The organism is Streptomyces sp. NPDC048255, from assembly GCF_040652415.1.
Classification (GTDB): domain Bacteria; phylum Actinomycetota; class Actinomycetes; order Streptomycetales; family Streptomycetaceae; genus Streptomyces.
Genome location: NZ_JBEZMA010000051.1, coordinates 23,718 through 37,617 on the forward strand (window position 1 = coordinate 23,718; position 13,900 = coordinate 37,617).

General features: G+C 72.8%; 13 protein-coding genes. 4 read left to right on the forward strand and 9 right to left on the reverse strand.

Annotated features, from left to right (window positions below; genetic code table 11):
• Positions 1-124: 124 nt before the first annotated feature.
• Entirely contained in the window at positions 125-1,894 is a 1,770-nt protein-coding gene (locus tag AB0D94_RS29455; protein ID WP_362057793.1) for a S8 family serine peptidase, read from the forward strand.
• A 60-nt stretch (positions 1,895-1,954) separates the two neighbouring features.
• Here the strand turns inward: AB0D94_RS29455 and AB0D94_RS29460 are convergent, their stop codons facing one another.
• Both AB0D94_RS29460 and AB0D94_RS29465 read right to left on the reverse strand, forming a co-directional pair.
• Positions 1,955-2,623, reverse strand: coding sequence for a (2Fe-2S)-binding protein (locus AB0D94_RS29460; protein ID WP_362057701.1), 669 nt, complete (start codon positions 2,621-2,623; stop codon positions 1,955-1,957).
• A gap of 52 nt (positions 2,624-2,675) precedes the next feature.
• Positions 2,676-3,476 carry an alpha/beta fold hydrolase gene (locus AB0D94_RS29465; protein ID WP_362057704.1) on the reverse strand — a complete coding sequence of 267 codons (801 nt, stop codon included), beginning with the start codon at positions 3,474-3,476 and terminating at the stop codon, positions 2,676-2,678.
• Positions 3,477-3,616: 140 nt separating this feature from the next.
• On the opposite strand from AB0D94_RS29465, the gene AB0D94_RS29470 reads away from it, so the two are divergent.
• Positions 3,617-4,303: a GNAT family protein gene (locus AB0D94_RS29470; protein WP_362057707.1), complete on the forward strand. Its 687-nt coding sequence runs from the start codon at positions 3,617-3,619 to the stop codon at positions 4,301-4,303.
• Between the two features lie 260 nt (positions 4,304-4,563).
• Positions 4,564-5,820: an alpha/beta hydrolase-fold protein gene (locus AB0D94_RS29475; protein ID WP_362057710.1), complete on the forward strand. Its 1,257-nt coding sequence runs from the start codon at positions 4,564-4,566 to the stop codon at positions 5,818-5,820.
• Here AB0D94_RS29475 and AB0D94_RS29480 read toward each other — a convergent pair.
• Positions 5,798-7,285: a carboxylesterase family protein gene (locus tag AB0D94_RS29480; protein WP_362057713.1), complete on the reverse strand. Its 1,488-nt coding sequence runs from the start codon at positions 7,283-7,285 to the stop codon at positions 5,798-5,800. The two genes, AB0D94_RS29475 and AB0D94_RS29480, sit on opposite strands and share 23 nt — an antisense overlap.
• A gap of 280 nt (positions 7,286-7,565) precedes the next feature.
• On the opposite strand from AB0D94_RS29480, the gene AB0D94_RS29485 reads away from it, so the two are divergent.
• Entirely contained in the window at positions 7,566-7,847 is a 282-nt protein-coding gene (locus tag AB0D94_RS29485) for a chaplin (RefSeq protein WP_362057716.1), read from the forward strand.
• A gap of 87 nt (positions 7,848-7,934) precedes the next feature.
• On the opposite strand, the gene AB0D94_RS29490 is transcribed toward AB0D94_RS29485, so the two are convergent.
• From AB0D94_RS29490 to AB0D94_RS29515, 6 genes are all read right to left on the reverse strand, one after another.
• Positions 7,935-8,798, reverse strand: a complete 864-nt coding sequence (locus AB0D94_RS29490) for a tyrosinase family protein (RefSeq protein ID WP_362057718.1) — start codon at positions 8,796-8,798, stop codon at positions 7,935-7,937.
• A 169-nt stretch (positions 8,799-8,967) separates the two neighbouring features.
• Positions 8,968-9,321, reverse strand: a complete 354-nt coding sequence (locus AB0D94_RS29495) for a tyrosinase family oxidase copper chaperone (RefSeq protein ID WP_362057721.1) — start codon at positions 9,319-9,321, stop codon at positions 8,968-8,970.
• A 201-nt stretch (positions 9,322-9,522) separates the two neighbouring features.
• On the reverse strand, positions 9,523-10,134 hold the full coding sequence (locus tag AB0D94_RS29500; RefSeq protein WP_362057724.1) for a trimeric intracellular cation channel family protein: 612 nt from the start codon (positions 10,132-10,134) through the stop codon (positions 9,523-9,525).
• Between the two features lie 327 nt (positions 10,135-10,461).
• A complete protein-coding gene (locus AB0D94_RS29505; RefSeq protein ID WP_362057727.1) occupies positions 10,462-11,583 on the reverse strand; it encodes an acyl-CoA dehydrogenase family protein in 1,122 nt (373 codons plus the stop codon).
• Positions 11,580-12,806 carry an acyl-CoA dehydrogenase family protein gene (locus AB0D94_RS29510; protein WP_362057730.1) on the reverse strand — a complete coding sequence of 409 codons (1,227 nt, stop codon included), beginning with the start codon at positions 12,804-12,806 and terminating at the stop codon, positions 11,580-11,582. The genes AB0D94_RS29505 and AB0D94_RS29510 overlap by 4 nt, the downstream gene beginning before the upstream one ends.
• Entirely contained in the window at positions 12,803-13,780 is a 978-nt protein-coding gene (locus tag AB0D94_RS29515; RefSeq protein WP_362057733.1) for an NADPH:quinone oxidoreductase family protein, read from the reverse strand. Before AB0D94_RS29515 ends, AB0D94_RS29510 begins: the two co-directional genes overlap by 4 nt.
• Between the last annotated feature and the right edge of the window lie 120 nt (positions 13,781-13,900).

Below are 13,900 nucleotides of genomic sequence, written 5' to 3' on the forward strand. Positions count from 1 at the left end.
CCAGGCGTTGCGTCTGACATCTTGCGTCCACCACTCGTTTCGTACGGCCCGGTAGGTGCGACCCACCGGGTCACCGGAGGACGCATTGATACCCCACATATCCAGCCGACCTCGCCGTACCCTGGTGCTGGCCGCCGCACTCGGCGCCGCACTGACCTTCGGGGCCCCCGCCGCGCTCGCCGGCACCGCCCCTGTCTCCCCCTCCGCTCCCGCCCCGGCACCGGCACCCGCCGCCCAGGCCGCGGCGCCGACTTCCCAGAGTGCGACCTGGGTTGCCGGCACCCGCGCCTACCTCGTGATCACCGCTCCCGGTGACAGCTCGGCGGTGCGCTCGGCCGTCGCCGCCAACGGCGGCACGGTCTTCGCGAACTACGACGCGATCGGCGTGATCGTCGCCCACTCGGCGTCCGGTTCCTTCGCCGCCACCATGCGCGGCGTGAGCGGCGTCCAGCAGGTCGGTGCCACGCGCACCTCGGACGTCCCGGCGGATGCCTACAACCCCGCACTGCCCGCCAACCCGGCGCAGTCGACGACGCCTTCGGGCGAGCCGGTCCGCGTCGACATGACCCAGATCAAGGCCGACCAGGCCTGGGCGGTCACCACCGGCTCCGCCACCGTCAAGGTGGGCATCCTGGACACCGGTGTGGACGACCAGCACCAGGACCTGGCGCCGAACTTCAACGCGGCGGACTCCGCTTCCTGCGCGTACGGCAAGGCGGACACCCGCACCGGCTCCTGGCGGGACGTGGGCACCCACGGCACGCACGTGGCCGGTACCGTCGCGGCCGCCAAGAACGGCAAGGGCGTCATCGGCGTGGCCCCGGGCGTGAAGATCTCCTCGGTGCGCATCGCGGAGCCGGGCTCCTCGCTCTTCTTCGCCGAGAACACCGTCTGCGGCTTCATGTGGGCCGGTGACCACGGCTTCAAGGTCACCAACAACAGCTACTACACGGACCCGTGGCAGTTCAACTGCCCGGACAACGCCGACCAGGCCGCGATCATCGAGGGCGTCAAGCGCGCCCAGGAGTACGCGGAGGGCAAGGGTTCGCTCCAGGTCGCGGCGGCCGGCAACTCCAACCTCGACCTGGCCAACAAGACGACCGACACCGAGAGCCCGAACGACTCGACGCCGGTCACCCGCACCATCACCAATGCCTGCCTGGACATCCCGACCGAGCTCCCGGGCGTGGTCACGGTCTCGGCGATGGGCACGACGGCCAAGGCCTCGTACTCCAACTACGGCCTCAACGTCGTCGACATCACCGCCCCCGGCGGCGACGCCACCGGCATCTACAGCACCCTGCCGGGCGGCAAGTACGGCAGCATGAGCGGCACCTCCATGGCCTCCCCGCACGTGGCCGGTGTGGCCGCGCTGCTGGCCAGCACCAACCCGGGCATCACCCCGGCGCAGCTGCGCGACAAGCTGGCCACCCAGGCCAACGACGTCGCCTGCCCGTCGGACAGCCGCTGCAAGGGCACCACCGCCAAGAACGGCTTCTTCGGCGAGGGCCAGGTCGACGCCCTCAAGGCCGTCGGAGCCACCCCGCCTCCCGGCAAGTACTTCGAGAACCTCGGTGACTTCGCCATCGGCGACAACACCACCGTGGAGAGCCCCCTCACCGTCAGCGGGGTGACCGGCAACGCCCCGGCCACCCTCAAGGTGGGCGTGAACATCGTGCACACCTACACCGGTGACCTCAAGGTCGACCTCGTCGCCCCCGACGGCACCGTCTACACCGTGCACAACCGGACCGGCGGCAGCGCCGACAACATCAACCAGGTCTACACCGTCAACGCCTCCTCCGAGGTCGCGAACGGCACCTGGAAGCTCCGCGTGAACGACAACGCCGGCGGCGACATCGGCAAGATCGACTCCTGGAACCTGACCTTCTAGCAGGTCAGGCACCAACGGCAGGGCCATCGGGGAGGACCTCTCCCCGGTGGCCCTGTGCCGTCAGCGGGTGCGCAGTACGCAGTCCCCGCAGAGCCCGCCGCCGGGCACCTTGTAGTAGAGGCAGCAGCTGCGCCGTACGAAGGCCACCCCGAGCCCGGGCTCGTGGACGAAGGTCCCGGTGCCGGCCAGCGGACCGTCGTCGGCGAGCAGGGCGGCCGCCGACCGTACCGCCGCGTCCCCCTCGACCCGGTCGGTCAGCACCCGCAGCGCCCCGACGAGTCCGGACGCGGCATTGCCGCGCAGCACCTTCGGCGAGACCCCGAACCCGTCCCGCAGCCGCGCGTCGAGCACGGCGAGGTTCCCGAGGACGACGTCGCCCAGGGACCCGGCGGGCAGCGCCACGGGCTCGGGGAGCCACAGCTCCAGCGAGCCCCCGGCGGGCAGCCGCCACCGGATGCGGCCGGGGTCCAGGTCCGGGACCCGCCCGGCGAGGGCCACGCACCCCAGCCCGATCGACCACAGCCGCGAAGCGATCCCGAACTGCGCCGTCGAGGCGGCCACCCGGTCCGGACCGGTGCCGATCCGCCGGCCGACCTCGGCCACGTACGGGCCGAGCCCGTCCCCGTACAGGTCGCCCAGCGGGCGGAATCCGGGGCCGGGCGGCTCCTTCCCGCAGGGCACGGTGAAGAAGGGGCCCACCGCGGCCAGGGTGCGCAGTACCTCGTCCATCCCCGGATGATCTCAGCCCGGGACGCCCGGCACTCCGCCGGGCCGCCCTCGGTCAGAGTCCGGCGAGGAACCCCAGCAGCGCCCGGTTGAAGGCCTCCGGCTGCTCCACCCCCGGCAGATGACCGGCCCGCTCGATGACGGTGAGGACCGAGTGCGGCATCAGCGCGTGCAGGGCCTCGGCCTCGGCGACCGGGGTGTAGACGTCGTCCGCGCCGACCAGCACCAGGCAGGGCTCGGTGGCCGCGGCGAGCACCGGCCGGTAGTCGGGGCGCTCCGCGCGGCCGCGCAGCGCGGCGGCGGCGCCCTCCGGATCGGTGGCCCGCATCATGGCGCCGACGCGGGCCGCGGCCTCGGGCATCCCGCTCACGTTGTAGGGCGCCAGCATCTTGTCGATGACCTCTTCGGCGTACGGCGCCATGCCCTCGGCGAGCAGCCGCTCGGCGACCTCGCGGCGGGATTTCTTCCCGTCCTCACTCTCCGGAACGGGGGAGGTGTCGGACAGTACGAGGGCCCGTACCAGACCCGGGTGGCGCAGCCTCGTCTCCATCGCGATCTGCCCACCCATGGACACTCCGCAAACGACCGCTTGTTCGATTCCCAGGCGGCCGAGGAGGGCGGCGAGATCGTCCGCGAAGTCGGCCAGCAGCGCCACTCCCGGCCGCACTGGGCTTTCCCCGTATCCCCGCAGGTCAGGGGCGATGACCCGGTAGCCGGCAGCCGTCAGGGCGGCCGTCTGGGGGGCCCACATCGTGCGGTTGAACGGATGTCCGTGGATCAGGATTACGGGCGCCCCGTTCCGGGGACCCAAGTCGTCGAAAATCAGTGGCGCGTCATTGCCGAATTGGGGGTTCATGAGAGGACTCTAAGGGGCTACATTGAGCCACTCGCGTTCACCTGACCGCCCGTTGCCTTTCACTCGTGTTTTGCACGGGGGGCGACGTCAGAAACGCAGACTGTGCAACCACCCCACCGCCCAGAAGGACCGAAGGCTCCGTGCCCGTACCCGTACTCCTCGCCGGCCGCACCGTGCGGCTTGAGCCCCTCGCCCCCCACCACACCGAGGCCCTGGCCGTGGCCGGGGCCGAGGATCGTACGACTTACGCCTTCACTCCCGTACCCCACGGCGTGCAGGCGTCCCACGAGTACATCGACCGTGCCCTCGCCGATCAGGCGGCGGGTCGATCGGTCCCGTTCGCGGTGGTCAGAGCCACCGACGGCCGGGTCGTCGGTTCGACCCGGTTCCTGGAGCTCGACTACTGGCAGGGGCCGCTGGTGTGGCCCGCCGTGCCGGGGGTCCCGTTCGGCGATCCGGCGACGGCCGTTCCCGATGCCGCCGAGATCGGGAACACCTGGCTGTCCCCGGGCGCCCAGGGCACCGGCATCAACACCGAGGCGAAGCTGCTCATGCTCCGCCATGCCTTCGAAACCTGGGGGGTGCGCCGCATCTCGCTGCGCGCGGACGCCCGCAACGGCCGGTCCCGGGCCGCGATGGAGCGGCTGGGCTTCACCAGCGAGGGGGTCCGCCGGGCCCACTCGCGGGGGCTGGACGGCGCGGTCCGCAGCACCGCCTTCTACTCGATCCTCGACGAGGAGTGGCCGGCCGTACGGTCGATCATCGAGCTGAGGCTGTCGGCCGCCGCACAGCGCAAGCGGCGACGGCGGACCCTGATCCCCGCCTAGTTCCCCGGTTCGCCCGCCCGGGCGTAACGGTACTGCTCCCCCGGCCCCCGCCCCGGTCGTCCTCCGCCGAGGACGGCCGGGACGGGGGCCGCTGCCGCGCCCGGGCAAGGTCTCCCCTGGCAACGGTCTCTCCTAGGGGACCCCAAGAAAAGGAAAAGTGCGGAACCCTGAGATCCTTTCGTTCATCCTTCGAACGGAAGGATCACGCACTCAGACCACCCCGCCCCACCGGGGCAGCACCAGCCGGAGAGCCACCGCACATGTCGTACGCACCCGACGGGCAGCAGTACCAGCCGTACCGGCCGGAAGGACAGCAGCCGCAGCCGCCGTACGGGCAGCAGCCGTACGGCCCCCAGGGCGGGCAGCAGCCGCCCTACGGGGCGCCGCAGCCGCCGTACGAGCAGGAGCCCCGGTACCAGTACCAGGAGGAGCACCAGCCCGAGCCCGCGCGCCCGCGCAGGTCCCGGGTCCGGCGCTGGGTGGTCGCGGGGGGCACCGTCCTCGCGCTCGCGGGTGTCGCGGCGCTCGTGATGAACCACTTCGAGATACCCCCGTTCACCGACAAGGGCGCGGCCGTCTCCTTCGGGAAGCCGGCCGCCGGCGGTGACGGCAAGCCGGGTGACGCCGCGCAGCAGTCTTCGAGCTCCAAGATGCTGATGCCCACGGGCCCGGCGGCCGAGTTCAAGAACTCGATGACCCTGCCCGACGGCACGCACGTCGCGGTCACCACGCTGGACGGCAAGAAGTCGGGCTTCAAGGGCAAGGTGTGGGTCTGGGCGCCCAAGGAGTACAACGACCCCAAGTTCGCGAAGAGCGGCTTCCCGGTCATGATCGCCCTGCCGGGCGGTGCCGGCTACCCGAACAACTACTGGATGGGCACCGACCTGGGCCTCCAGACCAGCATCAGCAAGTGGTACGCCGAGGGCAAGAGCAAGCCCTTCATCCTGGCCATGCCGGTGCTCAACCCGGAGCCGGACGACAAGGGGATCTACTGGGACGGCTCCGACATACCCGGCCAGCCCAAGATGGGCACGTGGCTGACCGAGGACGTCCCGGACCTGATGAGGGCGAACTTCCGAACCGTCAAGTCCCGTGACGGCTGGGCCTTCATGGGCTCCTCCACCGGCGGGTTCGCGGGTCTGAAGGCGGTGCTCAAGCACCCGGACAAGTTCAAGGCCGTGATCGCCTCCGGCCCGGACATCGTGCCGGACTCCTCCCTCTGGAAGGGCCACGACAAGGAGAAGGCCGAGAACAACCCGGAGATCCTGGCGAAGCAGCTCATCGACCGCAAGGGGCCGGACGTGTACCTCGCCTTCCAGGTCGGGGACAGCGAGAACAACAAGAAGACCCTGCCGGACGTGCAGAAGTTCATCGCCACCTTCGGCAACAAGGGGCCCGTGCACACCGACCTCAGGGTGATCAAGGGCGGCCAGCACAACGCCAAGACCTACGTGCCGAACATGGGCGAGGGGCCGATCCAGTTCATCAGCAAGGTCATGGAAGGACCCGTCGAGTAGCGAACGGCGCTTCCGCCCGCTCCTTCTCCTCCTCCTCGCGCTCCGGCCCGCCGAACACCTTCGGCGGGCCGTTGCCGTTCCAGGGCGCCCAGCCCGGGTCGCCGGTCACGGCGAAGGCCACCCAGGCCGCGTGCATCTCATCGGCCAGCGCCTGCGGGGCGTCCGGCCCCGCCAGCCACGCGCTCTCCGGGACGTCGAGCGTGTCGAAGACGAAGCCCAGCTCCAGGGCGTGGCAGGCGCCGAGCCCCGGGATGCGGGAGGGCCAGCCGAACTCGTAGACGAAGCTCGGCGCGGCCCGTCGCGCTCCGGCGAGCAGCCGCAGCGGGTCGCGCAGCAGCCGGTCGGCGAGCAGGTTCCCGGCCAGCTCGGCCGGGCCCGCCCCGGGCAGGCCCGCGCGCAGGACCCGTACGGCGGCCCGGTCCTTGCCGCCGCGCAGGCGGGCGAGGGCCACGGTGAGCGGGCCCAGCCGGTCCAGGAGCGGCATGGCGCCCGTGGGGGCGAGCCACAGCCGGTGCTCCTGCGCGGTCCAGCCCAGCAGCAGGGGCACTGCGCCCGAGGCCGCCGGGCCGTCCGCGCCCGCAAGGGCTTCGAGGGGGTCGCGCGGGACCGTGTCCGGGTCGGTGACCAGGCCGAAGGCGGCCGTGCCCAGCATCGGGTTGGACCTGCGGAGCACGGCTGCCTGGGCGGCGAGCAGGGTGGGCAGCCCGGTGGCGGTGAAGGCCTCGGCGGTGGCCTCCACCTTGAGCAGCGAGGCCATCCGCCGGACCATCGTGCGGACCCGGTCCCGGGACAGCACCTCGGGCGCCCCGCTCTGCAGGACGGCCCGGGCGAAGAGCCCGGCCGCGCGCGGGGCGGCGAGGAGGGAGCCGATGCTGATGGCTCCGGCGGACTCGCCGAAGACGGTGACGCGCGACGGGTCGCCGCCGAAGGCCCCGATGTTGTCCCGGACCCACTCCAGGGCGGCGATCTGGTCCAGCAGGCCGCGGTTGGCCGGCGCGTCGGGGAAGAGCCCGTAACCGAGCACTCCGAGGCGGTAGTTGAAGGAGACGAGCACGACCCCGTCGCGGGCGAAGGCCGAGCCGTCGTAGACGGGGACGGCCGAGGAGCCGCGCGTGAGCGCCCCGCCGTGGATCCACACCATGACGGGCAGCCGGGCTCCGGGCGCCGGATCGGGGGTCCACACGTTGACGTTCAGGCAGTCGTCGCCGGCGATCTCCGGGTCGGACAGCAGGGAGGCGAAGGGCTCCGGGTACGGGACCTTGGGCGCGGTGGGCCCGTAGCTCCCCGCGTCGCGTACGCCGTCCCAGGCGGCCGGGGGCGCCGGTGCGGCGAAGCGGAGCGCGCCGACGGGAGGGGCGGCGTACGGGATGCCCCGGAAGGCGGCGGTCCCGTCGGCGCCGGTCCGTCCCTCGACCACGCCCGACCCGGTCCTGACCCGGGGGCGGCCGCCGCCCGCTGCGCTCATCTGTGTCCTCCTGGATCCGTCACGGGGCACCTGCGCCGTGCGCGCACGGTCGCACAGCCGTCCAACGGGTGACAAGGCGCGACCGTGCCCGGTCAGGCCCGCCCCCCGGCCCCGTTTCGCCACAGGGCACCGCCCCTCAGGGGCCCCGTACTCCGCTCTCCGCGTGATGTCCTGTCACCAGGTAGGCGCACAGGCCGTGACCCCTGGGCCACCGCTGCGTTGTATGCCATGTCAAATGCCGCAGATTCTGTGGCGCCCCATACCTTTCGAGGAGATCTTGATGTCGCGTATCGCGAAGGCATTCGCCATCACCGCTGTCACCGGTACCGCCGTGGCCGCCGGTGCGGGTCTGGCCGTCGCCGATGCCGGAGCGCACGGTGCGGCGGTCGGCTCCCCCGGTGTCCTGTCGGGCAACCTGCTCCAGGTCCCGGTTCACGTCCCGGTCAACGTCTGCGGCAACACCGTCAACGTGATCGCTCTGCTGAACCCGGCGTTCGGCAACACCTGCGTCAACGCCTCGGGCGGCGGCGGCGACCACCACACCGAGGGCTACGGTCACTGATCACCTGACCGTACGACCGGTTGAAGGGCCCCCGCCACCTGGCGGGGGCCCTTTCCCCTGTCCACGGGCCATCGGGCGGACGACGGGTCATTCGTAGCGGTAGATGCCCTGGTGGCCGAGCATCTGTCGCGGGGTGATATCCCACGGGGGCATCGGTTCGTCCAGGGCGATCACACGGCCGCGCTGGAGGTCCCCGTGCGCGAGCGGGGCACCCGGCAGGTAGCCGGAGGCGGGGTGCCTCTGCTGCCAGCGGTCCCAGACCAGGTCCACGAAGGCGTGGTGCAGCCAGAACGCCGGGTCGTTGGGCGCCGCGCCGCCCGTCATGTGGCCGCCGATCCACTGGTGCACCTTGTTGTGGTTGCGCCAGCGCTCGCTCTTGGGGGCGGCCCAGCCCTCCAGCTTGTTGCGGAAACCGCCGGCGGTGGCGGTGGAGTCCCAGGGCGAGGTGTCGTAGACGGGGTCGTCGATGGCCCACTGGAGTTCGGCAGGGGTGGGCAGCGTGATCGGATTCTGCGGCCGTCCCAGGTTGCGGGTGAGGAAGCGGGACTCCGTGATGCCCACCGTGACGGCCCAGTTGCCCTTCTCGTAGGCGAAGGGACCGGTCATGACCTGCCGGTCGGAGGCGCGTCCGGTGCCGCCGAGGAAGTCGTCGGCCCAGAGTGAGGAGACGGGGCTGGTGTCGGTGGTCCAGTCCCAGTACGGGATCGAGACGCCCGGGTCCACCCTCTGCAGCTGCCGCTCGAAGTCCAGCAGGTAGCAGCGGTGCCAGGGGAAGAAGGACGGGGACATGTGCCCGACGCGGAGCTTGCGGTCGCGGTCGGGCACGAAGTACTTGTCGTGCGTCCGCACGTACCGGTCGTACGTGCCGTCGCGCTTGAGCTCCAGCAAGGCGGCCGTGAACCGCTTCTTCTGGGCGCTGGTGAGGTTCTTCTGGTTCTGCCGGGTGTACAACGCGGACTCCTAGGGGGTGTCTTGCCGTCAGGCCGGTTCAGACCGGGGCGTCTGGTGCCGTGCATCTCAAGGCCGAGGAGGAAGGCGACGCGGAGCGTCGTCGACCGACGAGAACGCCGCGAGGCGCGGCACCAGACGCCCCGGGCCCGGCCTGACCGGCAAGACACCCCTACCCGTGGTGCGGGGCGGCCGTGGACAGTTGGGCGGTGCCCAGTTCGTCGACGGCGGCGCGGGCCAGTTCGAGCCGCGTCGGATAGGACTGGAAATGGTTGATCCCGCTGAGGTAACTGCCGTCGGCCCGGCGCATGACGTGCAGCGCGCGGCCGTCGATCCGGACGCCGGCCTGGTCGACGGCGATGTGCCGGCCCCGGTAGGTCTCCTCGGCGAGCGGGGCCGGGGTGAGCGTCTGACGGGGGCGCCGCGCGCGCAGTACGGGTGCCAGGGCTGCCGCTGTACCGGCGAGCACGGCCGCGGTGAAGGCCGAACGCAGGACCGTGCGGCGGGTCAGTGGTGCGGCGTACATACGGTCTCCCTCGCTCGGTGGCCGCGGCTACGGGTCTAACGCGGCGCGGCGGGCGAGGTCACCCTTGCGGGTGCTCGTCGAGGAGGGTGACGGGCCCGGTACCGGCTGACGGTGCCGCCGATGCGGCCGTCGCCATCGGTACGGGGGACCCGGAGCGGGAGGGAACTGCCGGACGGCGGCCACCCGGGGGCGTCTTGCCCGTCAGCCCGCGACGCGCTGCAGGCGGGGCAGGTGCAGGTCGCGGAAGACCGCGGCCATGCGCAGCGCGAAGACGAGGCCCGCGGAGACGGTGATGTTGAGCGTGTCCGAGGCCCCGGCCCAGTGCAGCCCGAGGTAGGCGGCTGCGCCCGCGAGCGCGGCGGTCGCGTACACCTCCTCGCGCAGCAGCAGCGGCGGGAACTCTCCGCAGAGCACGTCGCGGACCACCTCGCCGGTGACTCCCGTCAGGACGGCGAGGATCAGTACGGCCACGGGCGTGACCTGGGCGTCGATCGCCGCGCGGGCCCCGATGACGGTGACGACGGCGAGGCCGACGGCGTCGACGACCATCAGGGTGCGCTGCGGGAGCTCCCAGCGGCGCAGGTAGAGCATGGTGGCGACGGCGACGGAGGCGATCAGCACGAGCAGCAGCCAGTCGTGCGTCCAGTACAGCGGGTGCCGGTCGAGGATGAGGTCGCGCAGGGTCCCGCCGGAGATGGCGGCCGCGAAGGCGAGGACGAACCCGCCGAAGGGGTCCATGTCGGCGCGGTGCGCGGCGAGGACGCCGGAGGCGGCGAAGGCGGCTATGCCGAGGAGGTAGAGGGCGTGCAGCACGGCGCCTCCTTCACGGAGCGGGGCGGGACGGGACGGGGGACGGGGCAACCCGTAGAGGCTGCCCCACCCCGCCCCGGCCCCGCATCGGCCGTTCGGCCGGTTCGCCTGCGGCGGGCACGCCGACGACCCCACCGGCCTCGGCCCGCCGCCCGGCCCGACCGGCCCGGCCCAACCGGCCCTGCGCATCAGGCTTGCGCACCGGGCGTGCCCACGGGCCGGGCTCCGGCTGCACGCCGGCGGGCGGGCCCGACCGGCTTCAGGGCCCAGGGGGTGTCTCGCCGATCAGGCCGGCCGGCATGATCGGCGACGCCACTTCGACGGCACGGCCTACGGCGCCGGGAGTTCCGCGAAGTCCGCGACCAGGCCGCGGTGGTGGCCCGCCGTGCCCAGGGCCAGGGAGTCGGCCTTGGCGCGCTTGAGGTAGAGGTGGGCGGGGTGTTCCCAGGTCATGCCGATGCCGCCGTGGAGCTGTACGCATTCCTCGGCGGCCCGGACCGCAACCCCGGAGCAGTATGCCTGGGCGACCGCGATGGTCAGCGGCGCGTCCGGGGCTCCCGTCGCGAGGGCGTCGGCCGCGGCGCGGGCCGCCGCGCGGGCGGAGGCCACGTCGAGCCAGAGCCGGGCGAGGCGGTGCTTGAGGGCCTGGAAGGAGCCGACGGGCCGGTTGAACTGGTGCCGGGTCCGCACGTGGGCGACCGTCTCCGCCAGGCACCACTCCGCCAGGCCGAGCTGTTCCGAGGCGAGGAGTCCGGCTCCGGCGAGCAGGGCGCCCGCTACGGCGGCCCGCGCGACGCCCGGGTCGGCCAGCCGGGTGCCCGAGGCCCTGTCGAGGGTGACGGTGGCGACCGGCCGGGTGAGGTCCAGGGAGACCGGCTCGGTCAGCACGGCCTCGGCCGCGGGGACGGCGTACAGCCCGGTGTCGGCGAGCACCAGCAGGACGTCGGCGGCCACCGCGTCGGCTACGGAGCTGACGGAGCCGGTCAGGGTCCCGGCGCCGGTGTCCCGTACGCCGGCCGGCAGGGGGGCGCCGGGGGCCAGGGTCAGCGGGAGGGCGGGGATGCACACCTGCCGGCCGGAGGCCACCTCTCTGAGCAGCCCCGTCAGCTCGGGCGAGGACGGCTCGCACCCGAGCAGGATCTCCGTGGCGAGGACCCCGCTGGTCAGGTAGGGCACCGGGGCCACGGCCCGGCCCAGCTCCTCCAGGACCACGGCCGCCTCGCGGTGGCCGGCGCCCTGGCCGCCCAGCTTCTCGGGCACCAGCAGGCCGGCCGCCCCGATACCGGCGGCGAGGGTCTGCCACACCGCCGGGTCGTGCGGGCGTCCGCTCTCGGCGCGTGCCAGCACGCTCGCGGCGTCGCAGCGGTCGGCGAGCAGGGACCGCACGGCGGAGCGCAGTTCCTCCTCGGTCTCGGAGTAGAGCAGGTCGTAGGGGGCGCTCGGGCTGGTCATCGGGCCAGGTCCTTCCAGGCGAGGTCCTTGTCGTCGCGCGGCTCGGAGGGCAGGTCCAGGACGCGTTCGGCGACGATGTTGAGGAGGATTTCGCTGGTGCCGCCCTCGATGCTGTTGCCCTTGGCGCGCAGGTAGCGGTAGCCGGCGTCGCGGCCGGTGAAGTCGACCAGTTCGGGGCGGCGCATGGTCCAGTCCTCGTACAAGAGGCCTTCTTCGCCGAGGAGTTCCACCTCCAGTCCGCTGATCTCCTGGTTGAGGCGGGCGAAGGTGAGCTTCATGCCCGACCCCTCGGGGCCGGGTGCCCCGGCGGCGAGCTGCTGGCGCAGCCGTTCGCCGGTCAGGCGCGCGACCTCGGCCTCGACCCACAGTTCCAGCAGGCGTTGGTGGAGGGCGTGGGTGCGCAGGGCGGGGCGCTCGCGCCAGGCGGCGGCCACCGGGGCGATCATGCCACCCTCGCGCGGGATGCGCATGCCGCCGATGGAGACGCGCTCGTTCATCAGGGTGGTACGGGCGACCGCCCATCCCTGGCCGACGGCGCCGAGGCGGTGGCTGTCGGGGATGCGTACGCCGGTGAGGAAGACCTCGTTGAACTCGGCCTCGCCGGTGATCTGCCGCAGCGGTCGGACCTCGACGCCGGGGGCGTGCATGTCGCAGAGGAAGTAGGTGATGCCCTGGTGCTTGGGCAGGCCCGGTTCGGTGCGGGCGATGAGGATGCCCCAGCGGGCGGTGTGGGCGCTGGAGGTCCACACCTTCTGGCCGTCCACCACCCACTCGTGCGAGGACTCGTCGAGGACGGCCCGGGTGCCGAGGGCGGCGAGGTCGGATCCGGCGCCCGGTTCGCTGAAGAGCTGGCACCAGACCTCCTCCCCCACCCACAGGGGGCGCAGGAAGCGGCGCTTCTGCTCCTCGGTGCCGTACGCGAGGATCGTGGGCGCGGCCATGCCGAGGCCGATGCCGATCCGGCGCGGGTCGTTGTCGGGAGCTCCGGCGGCTTCCAGCGCGGCGTCGACGACGGCCTGGAGGGAGCGGGGGGCGCCGAGTCCGCCGAGGCCCTGGGGGTAGTGGACCCAGGCGAGTCCGGCGTCGAAGCGGGCGCGCAGGAAGTCCTCGCGGGGGGTGTCCGCGGGCGGGTGCGCGGCGAGCAGGTCCCGTACGCGGGTGCGCAGTTCCTCGGCGGTGACGGCGGTGCCGGACGTAAGGGGAGTGGCGGGCGTGCCGGTCATCGGGGGCCTCCGTCCAGCAGGGCCGGTACGACGACCAGGCGGCCGGTGGTGGTCCCGTCGGCGACGCGCTGCACGGCGTCGGCCGCGGCGGCGAGCGGGAGGCGTTCGCTGACGAGCGGCTTGATGACGCCCTCGGTGGCGAGCCGGGTGAGTTCGGTGTGGCAGGCGAGGATCGCGGCGGGCTCCTTGGCCGCGTACAGCCCCCAGTGCAGGCCGAGGACGGCGTAGTTCTTCACCAGCGCGTGGTTGAGGGCGGGGGCGGGGATGGTGCCGCTCGCGAAGCCGACGACGACGATCCGGCCCTCGAAGGCCACGCATTTCGCGGAGGCGGTGTAGGCGTCGCCGCCGACCGGGTCGTAGACGACGTCGGCGCCGCGCCCGCCGGTGAACTCCTTGACCCGGGCGACGAGGTCCTCGGCCGTACGGTCGATCACGAGGTCGCAGCCGAGTTCCTCGGCGGTGCGCGCCTTGGCCTTGCCGCCGACGACCCCGATGACGGTGGCTCCGGCGGCCTTGCCGAGCTGGACGGCGGCGCTGCCGACCCCGCCGGCGGCGGCGTGCACGAGGAGGGTCTCGCCGGGCTGGAGGCGGGCCCGGCGGTGGAGGCCGAACCAGCCGGTCTGGTAGCCGATGTGCAGGGCGGCCGCCTCGGCGTCGTCGAGGGCTTCCGGAGCGGGGAGCAGGGCGCGGGCGGGTGCGGTGACGTACTCGGCGAAACCGCCGTGCGGCAGGCTCGGGTTGGCGATGACGCGGCGGCCGTCCTCGGTCTCACCGCAGATCTCCACACCGGGGGTGAAGGGCAGCGGGGGCCGGATCTGGTACTGCCCGCGCGCCAGCAGCGCGTCGGGGAAGTTGACGTTGGCGGCGAGTACCTTGAGCCTCACCTCGCCCTCGCCGGGTACCGGTTCGGGAATCTCCTCGAGGCGCATGGCCTCACGGGGTTCGCCGGGGGTATGTACGCGCCAAGCCTGCATCCGGGGCCTCCAGCCGCCGTCGAGGAACCACACTCCGCGGCATACTAAGCGGTCGCTTGCCACCTTGGGAACCATGTGGACCGGTCACGCGGGGACCGGCAGGGGCCGGACCGGGGCCGA